This window comes from Thermostichus sp. MS-CIW-26, assembly GCF_054059115.1.
Map to the genome: position 1 here is coordinate 1 of NZ_JBSSBV010000003.1, position 15906 is coordinate 15906.

13 protein-coding genes and 1 tRNA gene are annotated in these 15906 nt (G+C 59.2%); 6 read left to right on the plus strand and 8 right to left on the minus strand.

Annotated features, from left to right (window positions below):
- The first annotated feature begins 178 nt into the window (after positions 1–178).
- From nadC to ACVWZU_RS01715, 3 genes are all read left to right on the plus strand, one after another.
- On the plus strand, positions 179–1036 hold the full coding sequence (gene nadC, locus ACVWZU_RS01705; RefSeq protein WP_011434043.1) for a carboxylating nicotinate-nucleotide diphosphorylase: 858 nt from the start codon (positions 179–181) through the stop codon (positions 1034–1036).
- Positions 1037–1234: 198 nt separating this feature from the next.
- Positions 1235–2323, plus strand: a complete 1089-nt coding sequence (gene nadA, locus ACVWZU_RS01710; protein WP_414342299.1) for a quinolinate synthase NadA — start codon at positions 1235–1237, stop codon at positions 2321–2323.
- Positions 2324–2352: 29 nt separating this feature from the next.
- The gene (locus tag ACVWZU_RS01715) at positions 2353–3846 is read left to right on the plus strand and encodes an L-aspartate oxidase (protein WP_457443033.1); all 1494 of its coding nucleotides are present in this window, start codon (positions 2353–2355) and stop codon (positions 3844–3846) included.
- Here ACVWZU_RS01715 and gndA read toward each other — a convergent pair.
- The 4 genes from gndA to ACVWZU_RS01735 all read right to left on the minus strand — a co-directional run bounded on the left by gndA (position 3843) and on the right by ACVWZU_RS01735 (position 8636).
- Positions 3843–5261, minus strand: a complete 1419-nt coding sequence (gene gndA, locus ACVWZU_RS01720; RefSeq protein WP_457443035.1) for an NADP-dependent phosphogluconate dehydrogenase — start codon at positions 5259–5261, stop codon at positions 3843–3845. The genes ACVWZU_RS01715 and gndA overlap by 4 nt on opposite strands.
- A 94-nt stretch (positions 5262–5355) precedes the next feature.
- Positions 5356–5877, minus strand: a complete 522-nt coding sequence (locus ACVWZU_RS01725) for a pentapeptide repeat-containing protein (RefSeq protein WP_457396412.1) — start codon at positions 5875–5877, stop codon at positions 5356–5358.
- Between the two features lie 91 nt (positions 5878–5968).
- The gene (locus tag ACVWZU_RS01730; RefSeq protein WP_457443037.1) at positions 5969–7171 is read right to left on the minus strand and encodes a carbohydrate ABC transporter permease; all 1203 of its coding nucleotides are present in this window, start codon (positions 7169–7171) and stop codon (positions 5969–5971) included.
- A gap of 112 nt (positions 7172–7283) precedes the next feature.
- The gene (locus ACVWZU_RS01735; RefSeq protein WP_457443039.1) at positions 7284–8636 is read right to left on the minus strand and encodes an ABC transporter substrate-binding protein; all 1353 of its coding nucleotides are present in this window, start codon (positions 8634–8636) and stop codon (positions 7284–7286) included.
- 190 nt (positions 8637–8826) lie between these two features.
- Here ACVWZU_RS01735 and ACVWZU_RS01740 point away from each other — a divergent pair, with 190 nt between their 5' ends.
- A complete protein-coding gene (locus tag ACVWZU_RS01740) occupies positions 8827–9033 on the plus strand; it encodes a hypothetical protein (RefSeq protein WP_457443040.1) in 207 nt (68 codons plus the stop codon).
- The gene (locus ACVWZU_RS01745) at positions 9023–9514 is read left to right on the plus strand and encodes a hypothetical protein (protein ID WP_457443042.1); all 492 of its coding nucleotides are present in this window, start codon (positions 9023–9025) and stop codon (positions 9512–9514) included. The genes ACVWZU_RS01740 and ACVWZU_RS01745 overlap by 11 nt, the downstream gene beginning before the upstream one ends.
- A gap of 22 nt (positions 9515–9536) precedes the next feature.
- Here the strand turns inward: ACVWZU_RS01745 and ACVWZU_RS01750 are convergent, their stop codons facing one another.
- From ACVWZU_RS01750 to ACVWZU_RS01765, 4 genes are all read right to left on the minus strand, one after another.
- Complete coding sequence (locus ACVWZU_RS01750) at positions 9537–11177, minus strand: ABC transporter permease (RefSeq protein ID WP_414342291.1); 1641 nt, start codon at positions 11175–11177, stop codon at positions 9537–9539.
- A gap of 61 nt (positions 11178–11238) precedes the next feature.
- Positions 11239–12240, minus strand: a complete 1002-nt coding sequence (locus ACVWZU_RS01755; RefSeq protein ID WP_457443044.1) for an ABC transporter substrate-binding protein — start codon at positions 12238–12240, stop codon at positions 11239–11241.
- Between the two features lie 776 nt (positions 12241–13016).
- Positions 13017–13087 (minus strand) — tRNA-Gly (locus ACVWZU_RS01760).
- Between the two features lie 120 nt (positions 13088–13207).
- Entirely contained in the window at positions 13208–13651 is a 444-nt protein-coding gene (locus ACVWZU_RS01765; RefSeq protein WP_011434035.1) for a 2TM domain-containing protein, read from the minus strand.
- Between the two features lie 185 nt (positions 13652–13836).
- Between ACVWZU_RS01765 and ACVWZU_RS01770 the strand changes: the two genes are divergently transcribed.
- Positions 13837–15825 carry a DICT sensory domain-containing protein gene (locus ACVWZU_RS01770; RefSeq protein WP_457443046.1) on the plus strand — a complete coding sequence of 663 codons (1989 nt, stop codon included), beginning with the start codon at positions 13837–13839 and terminating at the stop codon, positions 15823–15825.
- Positions 15826–15906: the final 81 nt, after the last annotated feature.

A 15906-nucleotide genomic window follows, 5' to 3' on the forward strand; every position in this document is an offset into this window, starting at 1 on the left:
TAAACTGTTTGCAGTTTGCTTCTTTCCCAATGTTAACTCTCTCTTCTGTCTGTAAAAAAGCCAATATCTTCTGCCATTTGTTTTCATCTAAAAAACCAACTTCATCCTCTTTCCTCTATAAATTATTCTCTCTATCCTAACATAAGATCAACACGACCTAGCTAAAACCAAACCGAAAATGGAAGAAGTTTACTTACCAGAGGAGACCCTTTGCGCTTGGCTGTGGGAAGACCTGGGGCACGGCGACCTCACCACAGAGCTGACCCTACCCCCAGGACTGGAGGGTGAGGCGGTAATCCTGGCCAAGGAGACAGGGATCCTGGCCGGCCTGGAGATTGCCAAGCGGGTTTTTCGGCTGGCGGATCCCCAGGTGGAGTTCATCCCTGGAGTGGAGGAAGGGGCCAGGGTGGCTGTCCGTCAAGAGGTGGCCCACCTCAAGGGATCCCTGAAGGGCATTCTGGCGGGGGAGAGGCTGGCGCTCAATCTTCTCCAAAGGCTGTCCGGCATTGCCACCCTCACCCGCACCTATGTAGAGGCTCTCCGGGGAACCTCAACCCAGCTTCTGGACACCCGCAAGACCACTCCCGGCCTGCGCGCCCTGGAGAAGTATGCTGTACGGGTAGGGGGCGGCAAAAACCACCGCTTTGGGCTGTTCGACGGCATTTTGATCAAGGAAAACCACATCATTGCCACGCAACGCTGTTGCGACCGCGGCGCGGGAGGCGTTTTGGCAGCCGTCAAGCGGGCCAAGGAAGGTGCTCCCCACCACCTCAAGGTGGAGGTGGAGGTGCGGGATCTCCAGGAACTGGAAGAGGCTTTGGCAGCAGGAGCCGATCTCATCCTTCTGGACAACTTCACCCTGGAAGAAACCCAGGCCGCCGTCCAACGGGTGGGAGGGAGAGTTCCCCTGGAGGCCAGCGGCAACATGACCCCAGAACGGGCCAGGCAAGTGGCCGAGGCAGGCGTGAATTACGTCAGCGTCGGGGCGCTCACCCACTCGGCCAAGGCTTTGGATCTCTCTTTGCTGGTGGTGTGACCCTGAGCCAAGTCCTCGCTGGACACTGCTTTATTGCTACGCAACGCTGTTGCGACTGATGCTACTTTGAGAAGACAACCTAAGCCCAGCTCCAGCTCAACCGGGCGCCGCGAAAGGCTTCGCCGGGCATCTGGGTTGGGGGTTGCTTCTCTTGCCGGCTCAGATACCCCCCAAAGCAGAGTCGACCAACTCCAGGAGATGGGCTTTCCGTTATTGCTGCGCGCTGCTCCTGCAAACGCATTAGCGGGACAAAGTCCTCAGATCGTGTCCAGCCTCCAGAGGAACAAAACCGTTATTGCTACGCAACGCTGCCGCGACAAGAAGTCGAAAATGAAGGGAGAAACCCCATTGCTACACAACACTGCCACAATCGTCCAGGAGATTGCCCGGCTCAAACAGGAAAGGCAGGCAGTTATCCTCGCGCATTCGTATCAGCTCCCCGAAGTTCAAGAGGTGGCGGACTTTGTGGGAGACTCCTTAGGACTGGCTCGGGAGGCTCAAAAGACGAGCGCCCAGGTGATTGTCTTTGCGGGCGTGCATTTTATGGCGGAGACGGCTGCCATCCTTAACCCGGAAAAGACGGTGCTGCTGCCGGATCTGGAGGCGGGCTGTTCCTTGGCCGATAGCATTCGCCCGCAAGATGTGCTGCGGTGGAAGGCAGCCTGCCCTGAGGGCCTGGTGGTGGCCTACGTCAACACCGCTGCCGAGATCAAGGCTCTGGCAGATGTCTGCGTAACCAGCGCCAACGCAGTTCAAGTGGTGGCCAGCCTGCCCCCGGATCGCCCCATCTTCTTCGTGCCGGATATGTTTCTGGGAGCCCACGTTGCTCAAGTAACCGGAAGGGAGCTGGATCTCTTTCCGGGAGAGTGCCACGTGCATGTTGGCATCCGGGAAGAGCACCTCAAGGCGATGGTGGAAGAGCACCCTGGAGCAGAGTTCCTCATTCACCCGGAGTGCAGTTGCGGCTCTAGCTGTCTCTTCCTCAAACCGGATGCCAAGCTGCTCTCCACCGAGGGCATGGTGCGCTACGCCAAAGCTTCAGAAAGCCGCGAGTTTGTGGTGGCCACCGAGGTGGGCATTCTTCACCGGCTCAAGAAAGAAGCTCCAGACAAAACGTTCATCCCTGTCAAGGCAGAAGCCGTCTGCGAGTACATGAAGAAGATTACCTTGGAAAAGATTTACCGCTCCCTGCAGGAGATGCGCTACGTGATCCAGGTGCCCCAGGAGGTGGCTGAGAAGGCTCGCCGTTCCATCCTGGCCATGCTGGCAGTGCCCGCCGGAGCCTAGAGGTGGAGGGGAAGAACGGGGCGCCGCCCTTGTTAGAAACAGACCTGTTGATCCTGGGAGCAGGGGTGGCGGGGGTGTACGCAGCCCTGTGGGCCGAAGCCCAGGGGGCGACAACTCTGGTGGTAAGCAAGGATCCCCTTCCCTCTGGCTCTACCCCTTGGGCGCAGGGTGGGGTGGCTTTTCCTGTGGATGAGGCGGACGTAGAAGCCCATATCCGAGACACCTTGCAAGCGGGCCGTGGCCTGGTGGAAGAAAAGGTGGCCCGCTCCATTGTGGAGGAAGCACCCTTGCACCTGGAGAGGCTTTTACGCTGGGGCCTTCCTTTCCATCCCCAACCTGTCCGGGAGGGGGGCCACTCCCAAGCGCGGGTTCGCCATCTGGGGGGGGATCGGAGCGGACTGTGGCTTCTGAGAGGTTTGCTGGCTCGCCTCAACAGGCTGCCTTTGCAGGGCTACACAGCCCTAAGCCTTTTGCTGGCGGGGGACAGGGTAGGGGGGGCCTTGCTGCTTGGCCCTGAAGGGCCGGTGGAGGTGAGGGCCGGGGCAGTTCTCCTGGCTACGGGAGGATTTGGCAGCCTTTTCCCCGTCTCGACAGCTCCCCCGGGGGCCACCGGCGACGGAATGGTGCTGGCCTGGCGGGCAGGGGCCACTCTCAGGGATCTGGAGTTTGTGCAATTTCACCCCACGGCCTTGCCCAATGGAGCGCTGGTGAGCGAGGCAGTAAGAGGAGAAGGGGCTGTTCTCCTCAACGCCTTGGGGGAGCGTTTTATGCCTCGCTATGCGGAGCTGGGAGAGCTGGCGCCGCGGGATGTGGTAGCTCGGGCCGTTTTCTGGGAGCGGCAGCAGACAGGGGGAACCTACCTGGATCTGCGGGTCGTCGAACATCTGGAGGAGCGCTTTCCCACCGTTGTTGCCTCTGCCCGCGCCTTGGGGCTGGATCCCACCAAGGATCTGCTCCCAGTTGTTCCCGCGGCTCACTACGTGATGGGTGGGATCCGAACGGACACTTTCGGCTTCACCGGCCTGCCGGGCCTTTATGCTGCTGGGGAGGTGGCTTCCACGGGTCTGCACGGAGCCAATCGCTTGGCTTCCAACAGCCTTTTGGAAGGGCTGGTCATGGGCAAGCGGGCCGCCTTGGCTGCCTTGCAAGATTTGGGAGAGGTGAGCTTTCCCCGACAGCTGCAGAGGCTACCCGTTCTGGCGACGTCTCCCGACATCCTGCCGGCTCTCAGGCATCGAGTTGGGGAAGCTTTGGGCGTTGTGCGGGAGGGAACACGGCTGCGGGCTTTTCTGACCTTTGTCAAGGCACTTCCCCTGCAGGAAAAGCCTTGGGCCACCCGGGAAGAGGCCGAGGCAGGCAGTCTGCTTTTGCTGGCCCGTCTGGTAGCGCAGGGGGCACTGCTGCGGGAGGAAAGCCGCGGGGCCCATTTCCGCGAGGATTTTCCTCAGGAAGGGGAGCCTTTCCATACGGAGGTGCGCGGTTCAACTTTTTTCCGGAGACCTCTTGATGCTACGCATCGCTAACGGCAACAGGCATTCCACTCATGGTGAAAGACGCCCGGCCTGTCGATGCGCTCGAAGGTGTGGGCCCCGAAGAAGTCCCGCTGGGCTTGGGTGAGGTTCTGGGGCAGGTTGGCGGTACGGTAGCTGTCGTAGTAGGCCAAAGAAGCGCTGATGGCCGGGATCGGGATCCCCAGGGCAGCCGCCGTGGACACCACCCGCCGCCAGGATCCCTGCCGCTCCCGGATGGCCTGCTCGAATTCCTCATCCAACAGCAGGTTCACCAGCTCTGGATCCCGTTTGTAGGCCGATTGGATCTCACCCAGGAAGCGGGCACGGATGATACAGCCCCCCTTCCAAATCCTCGGAATCTCGCTGAAGGTGTAGACGTAGCCGTGGGCAACGGTGGCTTTTTTGAGCAGGGCCATCCCCTGCGCATAGGAGCAGATTTTGGAGCAGTAGAGGGCGGCGCGCAGATCTTGGATAAAGCGGTCGGGATCCCCTTCAAAAGTGGCGTCCGGCCCTTTCAACTGGGCAGAGGCAGCCACCCGTTCCTCTTTCATCGACGAGAGGATACGAGCTTGCACCGCCGCTTCAATGGTGGGCACTGGTACCCCCAAATCTAGAGCGTCCTTGACTGTCCACAAACCGGTGCCTTTTTGCCCAGCCTTATCCAGAATGAGATCCACCAACGGCTTGCCGGTTTCCGGATCCAGGGTTTGGAAAATCTTGGCGGTAATTTCAATTAGGAAAGATTCCAGCTCCGTTTCATTCCAAGCCTGAAAAATCTCCTGCATCTGCGAGGCCGACAGCTTCAAAGCCCTGCGCATTAGGTCGTAGACCTCGGCGATCAGCTGCATATCGCCGTATTCGATGCCGTTGTGTACCATCTTCACGTAGTGCCCGCCCCCTTTGGGCCCCAGGTAGGTGACACAGGGGCCGTCTGGCACTTGAGCGGCAATTTTGGCCAAGATGGGCTCCAGTTGTTGGTAGGCCTCTGGGCTGCAGCCGGGCATGAGGCTGGGGCCGTTCAGGGCTCCCTCTTCCCCGCCGCTCACTCCCATGCCGACAAAGTGGATCCCGGTGGGGGCGAGGGCTTCGGCACGGCGATCGGTGTCGGTGTAGAGGGAGTTGCCGCCGTCGATGATGATATCCCCCGGATCCAGCAGGGGTTTAAGCTCGTCAATCACCGCGTCTACCGGCGCACCCGCCTTGACCATGATCAAGAATTTGCGGGGCCGCTCCATCAGTTGCACCAATTCCGGCAGGCTGTAGGCGGGGGTGATCCGTTTGCCTTGGGCTCGCTCCCGCATGAACTGGTCGGTTTTGGAGCTGGTGCGGTTGTAGACGGCAACCGGGAAGCCATTGCGCTCGACGTTGAGGGCCAGGTTTTCCCCCATCACCGCTAGGCCAATCACCGCAAAGCTGGGCTTGCTCATGGTTGGGGCACTATCGACACCTCACCCAATCTAGAGGCCAATCTGACCGACGGGGCTCAGGGATCCTGTTTTCTTCACCTTTGCCGGCCCTGATTCAAGGGCAGCCCAAACTCTCACGGGTGGTTACGCCGGTTATCGGGTGGGATCCCTCAGCTTGCTCACACAACTGCCGCTTTGCCGCCCGATCCACATAGGCTTCGCTGAAATCGGCGCCGGCAATCTGCGCTCCTTGCCAAACCGCCCGTGCGGCAATGGCTCCCGTGAGCTTGGCCCCTCTGAGATCGGCTCCTGCCAAATTGGCCAGATCCAAAAGGCTATTGCTCAAATCGGCACCGGATAGATTGGCCCCCGCCAGATTGGCCTTGGTGAATGCCGCCCCCGCAAGGTTGGCCCCGTGCAGATCGGCGCCCTGCAGGTTGGCGCTGACAAAGCTGCTGCCCCGCCAATCTTGGCCGGATAGATCTTGACCTTGCAGATCGGCGTTGTTGAAGTTGAGACGGGCTTGGCTGCCCGCTATGGAGCCCCAGAGGAGCCAAAGCAGCAGAGTGGCCGCCAGCAGCATGCCCAGCTTCCCGAAGTCGCGCCAGCAAGTCGAGGCGTTGGATTTTGGGGCCATCGAGGATCCCTAGATTCTCTACCCCCATTCTTGCCGATTTTCCCCTTGCCCACTGAGAACTGGGATCATTGCGTTGCAGCAGAGACAGCCCTTATCCGCCGTAGGTCACATTCCGCTCGGTGGTGCGAAATTGCAGGATCGTCAGCCCCACCACAATGAGAAACAGGACGATGGATTGCGCGGCAGCCCTACCCAAATTGCCAGAAGACACTCCGATTTTGTAGATCTCGTAGATCAACACCGAGGTGGATCCGGAAGGGCCCCCAGCAGTCAGCAAGTCAATGGTGCCAAAGATATCGAAAAACGCATAGGTCATGTTGGTAATCACCAAAAAGAAGGTGATGGGAGAAAGCAGCGGTAGGGTGATGGCAAAAAAGCGACGCACTGCCCCGGCCCCGTCGATGGCAGCCGCTTCCAGCAAATCCTTGGGCAGGTTTTGCAGGCCGGCAAGGTAAAACAAAATGTTGTAGCCCATCTGCTTCCAAACGCTAGCAAAGATCACCACCCAAGGGGCCAAGTTGGGATCGCTGAGCCAGTTTAAACGGGGGATCCCCACCAGGCCCAGCAAGTGGTTGGCCACCCCTCCCAAGGGGTTGAACATGATAAAGAAGATGATCCCGGCCACCGCCGGAGAGATGGCGTAGGGCCAGATCAGCAACACCCGATAAATCGCCGCCCCCCGAATCGGCTGGTAGGCCAGCGTGGCAATCAACAGGGATCCGCTCAAACCCAGCACTATGATGGCCGCCGAAATGGCAAAGGTAATCCCCAGGCTGCGCAGATAGGTGGAATCCGTCAGCAAAGCGGTAAAGTTATCCACACAGACGAAGCGGCTGCGCGGCGCCCCCACAAACGTGAGCAGGGTGGAAAGGCGGAAGGTATCCAGCCCTGGGTAGTAGAGAAACACCACCAAGATCGTGAAGGTGGGCAACAAGAGCAGCCACGCCAGCCACCACTGCTTAAAGATGCCCCTCTCCTGAACAGCTGGGCCGGGGATCCCCAGGCGGCGCTCCTGCTCCTTCTGCGTCCACGCCAACAGCGGCCAGAGGGGAATGGCCATGCCCGCCAGCACCAGCCCCACGCCAAAGGCCATGTCGATGGCCTTGCGCTCCGGCTCAAAAGTGCAAAAATCCAGGGGCGCCATAAAAATCAGGGATCCCAGCCCTCCTGCTAGGCCCCCCAGCACTGCCCCCACCGGCACAGGCCACTCGATGCGTCGAAAACGGAGCCCCATCCAGAGGGATCCCAGCAACCCCGCCAACAGGGGCAGCAGCACTTGGATGAATCCCAACATCGCCTCTCACCTCGGCTTTGCTCTTCACAAGAGCCTCGTCAAAACCCAAAAAGGGGCAGGCCGCCGCCCACCCCCATCCCTCAATGACACCGTCAGCCCATCGACATCCAGGTTACTGGTAGAGGGAGTTGTACTCGGCTAGAAGGCGGTTGGCCTCCTGGTTGGCCTTGGCTATGGCCTGGGCCGGATCCCCGCCCTTCACCATGAGATCTTCCATGGTTTGGGTCACCACGTTGCGAATTTCGGGGAAAGCCCCCAGCAGCGCCCCCCGAGTGGCAGGGGTCACCTTGGAATTGTTGATTTGGTCGCTGGCGGTGAAGAAGTTGGGGTTTTCCTTGAACCAGCCCTTCGACTCCAGCAAGGCTACCGAGCTTTTCCGAATGGGCAAGTAGCCGGTCACTTTGTGCCACTCGGCAGCATTTTCGGTGTTATTGAGCCACAGCATGAAGGTCAGCGCCCCCTCTTCCACCTCCTTGGGCAGATCCTTCACCAGCCAGAGGCTGGCTCCCCCGATCAAGTTCCCCGTCCAACCCTTGTCGGCGTTGTAGGGCATGCGGGTGGTGACCAGCTCGATGTTGTTTTGCTTGGCAGCGTTGGTGATGTTGGCGGCATCGGCGCTGCTGGTGATGGCCATGGCGACGGTACCGGTCTGGATGGCCTGCTCGGTGGCTGCCCAATCCCGCTGCTTGCCGCTGTAGATGTAGTAGCCTTTGTCATACATCCCTTTCCACCAGGTGGCGATGGCAATTGACGGCTCCGAGTCCAAAAAGACCTGGGTGGCACGGGCGGCACGGCCATTGTCGTTGTTGGCCAAGAGGGCATTCTGCTGGGCCATCCACTGCTCGTAGAACCAGCCGTGATTGGGCCAGGTCACACAGCCCTGGGGAGCGTCGGGGAGGGCCATGATCTTTTGACAAGCAGCCTCCAGCTCTTGCCAGGTGGCCGGCGGCTTTTCGATCCCAGCCTTCTTCAAGATGGCCGTGTTGGAGTAGAGAATGGGGCTGGAGCTGTTCCAGGGCATGGACGTAAATTTGCCATCCAGGGTGTAGTAGCTCACCACCGGCTCGATAAAATCGTCGAAATTCACTGGGATCCCGTTCACTTCGGTGCGATTGCCCAGAGCCTCGGCAATGGACTTGAAGTAACCAAAATCCCGTGCCCGCTGGGTGCCCACCTCAAACCACTGCACCACCGAAGGAGCAGCATTTTGTTGAATGGCCAGGTCGGTAGCTTGCTGAATTTCTTCGTAGTTGCCGTAGCCTTCGACCGTAACTTTGTATTGAGGAAATTGCTTGTTGAACTCTGCCGCTTTTCCGCGGGCCCAATCCAGGCGGTTATCGGTAAAGGCAATCCAAACTTTGACTTCGGCAGGAGACTGAGCAAAGCTGTCGGCAGCCAGAAGAGCAGCAGCAGAAGCAGCCACGAGGCCAGCCGCAACAGCCAGGAAAGTACGACGGGTATTCATAGAAAAATGCAGTCGCATTCGCTAAAGGCACCTCTGAGATTACAGCACCGACATTAAGAGCAGGTTATATCTGGCTGGGATCCCCTCGGGAGGTGAACCCTCAGGCCGAAGTCAGAGTCAGATGAGGTGAGCACCTAGCCTGGGTCATGATTGGCAATTTCTCAAGGGGTCTCGAAAAATGAGAATGAAAATGAAAACCGCAAGCTTTTGCCTGTTATTGGTTACTGCCCTCCTGATGGCGCTTGCTCCCTTTGCGCAGGCTCGCCCCCGTCAACGCACTGCCACAGCCACCACGCCAACGGGTGGATCCCTGGCCCCGCGCGGTGGGCGCACCTTCACTCACTCCGGCACCTACACTCGCACCGGGCCAAGTGGCAGATCGGGTAGTGGCACCTAATTCCGGCCAGGGATCCCGGCAATTCATTCCCGGTCAGGGGGTGGAAGGAGACTATTCCGGCCAAGTCACTACCCAACAAGGTCAGACCTGGAACCTGAACCATCAGCACACCACTACTCACACACATGAGGGTTGGCAACGGCAGGGCAGCACCACCCTGCAAAACGCCGAGGGCAAGACGGTGGGCAGCAGCTCGAGCCTTATCGAGGGCCAAGCGGGGCAAGGCTGGCAGCACAGCGGCCAATTCAACAATGCTCGCGGCCAAACCTACACCACCGAGTCGAGCAGCACACCGACCGGGCCAGGACACTGGCAGCGGGAAACTCGCGTCTTCAATGCCCAAGGGGATCTGCTCGGTGGCTCTGATACCGATGTGCAGTACCGATTTGTACCAGGGCAAGGCTGGGTGAAAACAGTAGAAGGCAATACCCTGAAAGGTCAACCGATCCGCCGCACCACCACAGTCGGCCCCAATCCGTGAAGGATTTGCAGGGATCCCCTCCTCAGCTTGGCTTGGCATGCCGCCGCAGCGCCTGGATCCCCGCGGCCAGGGCAAAGAGCGCGATCAGCAGCAAGGTACTTAGGGCCGCCGCTTGCTGGGTATAGCCCCCTTGTTGCAAGCCAAAGATGAGCCACCCAAAGGTCTCCGAGCGGGAGGTCACCAAGAGGGCGGAGAGGGTCAGCTCGGCAAAAGATTGCAGAAATACCAGCAACACTGCCGCCGTCAGGGCTGGCGCCAGCAGCGGCACCAAGATGTGGCGAAAGGTTTGCAGCAGGGAGGCCCCGTCAATACTGGCTGCCTCCTCAAGGCTGGTATCCAAGCTGCGCCACGCCGCTTGCAGGGGCTGCAGTGCCAGGGCCGAGAACCGCCCCAGGTAGGCCATCAGGATCAGCCATAGGGTGCCGTAGAGGCTCAGCCCCGGCAGGGGAGGAGGCAACCACACCAAGATGAGAGACAAAGCAAAAATCAGGCCCGGCAGGGCATAGGGCAAGTCCACGATGAAGCTGAGCAGGGCCAACAGCGGCACCTTCAAGCGGGTCAGGGCATAGCCCAAGATCGTCCCTATCCCGCTGCAGAGCAGTGCCGCTCCTCCCGCCAAGCCCAAACTGTGCAGCGTGGCGCGGCGGGCCCGCTCCAGATCAAAAAGAACCATGCGGAAATGCTCCAGGGTTAGGTTAGACCAGGTCAGGGGCAGGCCATAGGCCCGCAGCAGGGCAGTCGCAGCCATGGCCAGCAAGGGCCCAAGAACGACCAGCAGAGCTGCGGCGAAAAGGATCCCGCTGAGCAGCCAACCCAGCCAGCCCAGGCGATAGGGATCCGGAGGCGCCTCGCCGGGATCCAACCCCTCCTGACTCCGCTGGGGCCAGCTCAAGAAGAAGAGGGCCGGCAGGCCAAAGAGCAACGCCAGCGCCGCACTGCGCCCAAACCCATCGCCGCTGAAGTTGATCACCTCCTGGTACAGCAGAGTGGGCAAGGTCAGGTAGCGCCCCGGGATCCCCAGCAAGGCCGGGATCCCGAAATTGCCCCAGGCCCCCAGGAACGCCAGTGCTGCTGCTGCCGCCACAGAGGGCCGTAACAGAGGCAGCGTGACGTAGAGCCAAACCTGCAGCAGGTTTGCCCCATCCAGTTGGGCCGCCTCCTGAGCCTGCTTGGAGAGCCGGCTCAGGCCCGCCACCAGCGTCAGATAGGCAATCGGCAGCACAAAAAGAGCCAGCAACAGGATGATCCCCGCCGGTGTGTAGAGGCTCCACAGGGATCCCTGCTTTCCCAAAATCCAGCGCAGCCCCTGCTGCAGATAGCCCACCGGCCCAGCCCACTGGATCCAGGCCAAGGCCAAAACCTGGGGCGGAATCACCAGAGGAGACAAAAAGAGCAGCCGTAGGATCCCGCGGCCCGGCAGATCCGTCTGGGTGGTGAGCACCGCCAGCAGCAGAGCGGCCCCAAGAGCCAGCGCCGCTGAGGCCGCGGACACCCAAAGGCTATGGCGTAGCGCCAGATGGACGCGAGGCGTTTCCAGCAACCAGCGGATGTTCTCACCTTCGCCGCCCAAGGCCCGCTGCAGCAGCCTCCAGAGGGGATAGACGTGGGTCAGAGTCACAAGGGCGGCTACAGCCACCAGCCAGGGGATAATGGGGTGCCTCAACCCTTTGCTCAAGTCCTTCCACCGCAAGACTTGGCCAGCGTCTGGCCAGCTTGATGTCAACCTATTCCCCAAACAACTTAGCAAAGCGAGCCTTGTCGGCCTCGCGGCTCTCGGACAACTCCGTCGCCGGCACGCTTAAGATCTTCAGCTCGCTCAAGGCGGGGAACCCTTTCGGAGGTGTGACATCCTGCCGCAGTGGCATATAGCCCATCCCTGCAGCAACCTCCTGCCCCTTCTGAGACAGCAAGAAGTCCACAAAAGCCTGGGCAGCTTCCAGGTTGGGCGTTCCTTTTACAATTCCCACCGGCTCTGTAATCAATGGCACACCCTCCTTGGGATAGACCACCTCCACTGGGGATCCCTCGTTGCGGCTGCGAATGGCGAGAAAGTCCACCACCATGCCGTAGCTTTGTTCGCCACTGGCGACGTTGCGAGCCACAGCGCCATTGCCTTGCACCAGCACTGCCTTGTTCTTTTTCAGGGCTTCGTACCACTCCCAGCCCAAGCCGGGGGTGCGGGTGATAACCCCCAAGTTGTAGGCGGCGGCGCCCGAATAGGTAGGGCTGGGCATCACCAGTTGGCCTTCAGGAACCTGGGCCAGGGCTGCCCAGCTATCGATGGGCTGGGCTTTGGCCGTGTTGTAAACGATCACCGTGGCCAAGATCTTGGTGCCGAAGTAGTGGCAGTCTGGGTCGTAGTAGGTGGCAGCGATGGCTTTGGCCTCAGGGCTGCAGTAGGACTCCAGCAAATTGCGGGCTTTCAGCAGCTCAAAGGTGGGCGCATCGGCCACCAACAACACATCTGCCTGGGGGCTGCCCTTTTCTGCTTCTAAAAGAAAGCGGCTGATCACCTCCTCGGTGCCGGAGCGAAAGATCTCCACCGAAACCTCTGGATAAACTTCCCGAAATGCAGCAACAGTTTTCTGAGCATCTGCATCGGGTTGGGAGGTGTACAAACGCAACGTCCCGGAAGGCTTAGCCCAGGCTGAGCTCAAGGATCCCCACGCAAAAGGCTGGGCAAAAGCCACGCTGCAAAGCACCGCCAACAAAGATAGAGGACGCACGGTGATTCTCCTAACCATTCCAAAATCGGTTTTTGCATTTACTCTCACTTTACTGCCGATCTGGCACAAATGAGAGCATTGCCCAAATTCACCGGAGAATAAGCCTGTATTGCAGCTTTTCAGACAACATCTATCACAGCCACTATAAGTCACAACCACATGGATATGGATAGAAGCACCCCCTGCGTAGCAGGGATCCCACTTCGCTCACAAAACTCGCAGGAAGCCGGGGGAAGCTTTGGCTTCGGGGTTCCCAGGTTTCCCCCTATTTTAGGAGTTGAATACAGCTCAGAATACCTCAATAAAATCATCCAAAAGTTATTTTCTAGTTATTTTGAGATTAAGTTCTGATTAAGAAAAATTACCGGCCAGATTGTGAGAGGAAAAAGCACAGCTTGGTTCAACCAGCTATGCTTTTTGGAACCACATACCCTGTACTTTGGCTATAGGGATCCGAAAGCGTCTTCCTTATCTAGCTCCTCCTAGAGAAGCTTAACCAAGGCAACCAGCTTCCGACTCCACCCGCCGGCTTGCCGTCGTATCCGGCACCCCCGTCGACAACCGGTAACGCCTTCCACGGTAGTACCACCCCAGCCGCGATACGCCACGGTCAGACCAAAAGCTCACAAGACTCCTCCTGCTTTGCTCCTTCTCCACCCCCCTCGCAGACACTTTTCGCCCCGAACTCAACCGTTGCCTTGGGGCTAGGTTGGGCCCGGAAAGGCCTACAGCAGGCGAGTTTTGAGGTTTAGTTTAAGGCCTGCCCAGTGTTGGGAAGCGGGCGGACGGAATCGAACCGACAACAGCAGTTTGGAAGACTGCGGTTTTACCATTAAACTACGCCCGCACGGGCATTCAGCGATGCTGAATATCTATGGTAGCATCTCTCGGCGGTGCCCCTTCCCACTCAGAGTTTGGAGAAAAATCCATCTCCATCAGCGGGACAGACTTCTCCGGTAGGCTGGGCTTACTTGCTCTGGAGATCTTTCTGGCGTTTCCTTTGCCATTGGCGAAACTCTTTCTCGTAGCGTTCACCCTCCGTTTGGTAGGCGTTCCAGCCCTTGAGGGCAACGGTCAAGCCCCACCCCATGAGTATAAACAGCGACCAAGATAGCCCTCCACCGGAGAGCCAGTCTAAGCCCAGCAAAAAGCTGTTGACAATTCCATAGCGGCCCAGCAGTTGGTAAAACTGCCGACGGCGGTAGCGCTGGAATTCTCGGTGTTGGCTGTTCAGCTCTTGCCAGGCCTTCCATTCCTGCTCGGCCAAGTCCAGCTCTTGGGGGGAGATCCCCAGTTCGGCAGCCATCTCCTGCAGTTGGGAGCGGGTGAACTCGCCCAGGCGTGGCTGGCGGGCAATGGCCCGCTGGAGGATCTGCTGCACGTCCTCTTGGCTGTACCGGGATCCCGACATTTGGCTGACTTACATATAACTTCGTAAACTTTATATCTCTTAGTTTGGGCTAGCTGGATCTTGCGCCTTATGAAGCTCCCTCCGCCGCGGGATCCCAACCGTTAGACTAAACCTAGACTGCGAGCCTCCTTCTCTGGGGTTAAGTGTCCCTGTACTGCCTGTGATCTGTGCTTGCCAGTAGGGTTATGGCCTCCACCCGCTCTAGATCTTACCTTCGCCAGAGTCGTACCTCCCTATTGAGCGATCTGCTGCAGGCTTTGCCGCACCTGCGCCCACAACTGTATTTCAAATCCTCTTTGGTTGCCCTCAGCCACGCCATTGAGGATCAGGTGCTGCAAGGGCAGGGATCCCCGTGGGTATTCGCTAACTTTCAAAAGGAGCGCTACTACCGCCAGGAGGCACGGCGCTACCAGCGCATCAGCGCAATGGCCCAAGACGTGTTTGTGTTGGCGACCCCAGAAAAGGATTTTGCTCAGACAGACCTGCCCTACCACACCATTCCCTTGGATCCAGAGGATCCCTTGGTGCAGGAGTGGCACTTGATCGTCATCGATGCCCACTATGCCACCTGCCTCGTGTGTCGAGAACGCTTGCAGATGCAGCGGGAGCGTCCTTGGCAAAGCAGCGATATGGATGCAGCTCGCCAATTTGATGGGATCTGGTCATTTGATCGTCAGATTACAGTCCAAGCGGCTTTGGCCCTGTTGCCCAAGATCCTCAGTTACCGACCGGATCTGGAACCTCGCCTTGAGCCCCTTCGCCAGTACCTCAAGGGATCCCCGCAAAACTCCGCCAGCCAACTGAATCCAGGCCCCTTTACCGAGCGGCTGATCACCTATCTCCAGGCAGGGCAATACAAACTGCAGCGGGCCTACCGCACCATTCGGGTGCAAGAGCGCAAAGAGCATCTGATCAACCGCATCAGCAGTGCCATTCGCCAGTCTTTGGATCCCGGCGAGATTTTGGCAATTGCTGTGCAGGAGCTGGGGCAAGTGGCAGAGGTGGGGCGATGTTTGATCTACCGTTACGATGGCCAGGCCCCTGCTGTTCAGATTGAGCAGGAGTACCGCACCCTAACGATGGGCAGCCTTAAGGGATCCCTGTGGCCTCTTCCCAGCAACCCTTTTTTGCGGGAGGCAGTAGCCTCGGCACAAGCGGTGTGCTGCGAGGATACCCAAAAGGATCCCCGCCTGCAGCGAGTGCCGGAGCTGTGGCAGCGGGCCCAAATTCGGGCTTGGGTGGCCATGCCGATTCTCTATCAAGGGCGGTTGCTGGGCCTATTGGAGCTACACCACGAACACCCTCACCGCTGGCAGCCGGCCACTCTGGAGTTGGCAGAAGCCATTGCCAACCAAGTGGGGGTAGCCCTCTTGCAGGCAGAAGCCTATCAGCACCTAGAAGAGCTCAATCGCCAGTTGGCAGCTCTGGATCAGGCCAAATCAGAGCTGATTGCCGTGACCGGACACGAGCTGCGCACCCCGCTGTCCACCATTCAGGTGTGTTTGGAGTCTTTGGCCAGCGACCCCGACATGCCCCTGGAGATGCGCCAGGAAATGTTGAACACAGCCCTGCAAGATGCCGATCGGCTGCGGGAGTTGGTGCAGGACTTTCTCACCCTCTCCAAGCTGGAAAGTGGTCGCGTTCGCTGGCATATCGAGCCGTTGTCTGCTCAAGAATGTGTGGAGCTGGCCCTGAGCAATGTCAAAGCGCGACGGCGGCACGAAGACTTGCCCACCATCGAGCAGGTGCTGCCCAAACGGCTGCCAATGGTTAGGGCGGATGGGGAGTGGCTGGTGGAGGTGTTGCGTAAGCTGCTGGACAATGCCTGCAAATTTACCCCTTCCACCGGACGGATCTGGATTCGGGCAGAAGTGGAGCCACCAGCCGGTGGATCGACGGGGGCGATGGTGAAGTTCACTGTTGCCGACACCGGGCGCGGCATTGAGCCAGACCGGTTGCAAGCCATCTTCGAGCGGTTTTATCAAGCAGAGGGATCCCTGCGGCGCTCGGTGGGTGGGACGGGCTTGGGGCTAGCCATTTGCCGACTGATCATTGAGGCCATGGGGGGGCGCATCTGGGCAGAATCGGGGGGGATCAATCAGGGCAGTGCCTTCCACTTCACCCTGCCGATAGCGCACCCACACACCCAAGGACAGCCCTCGATCGCTGCTTGAGACTCGAAAGGTGAAGGACCACCGGCCCACTTTGCCTCTGGGATCCACCTGGCAAATTCCAGCTCGAATATCAAATCCCAC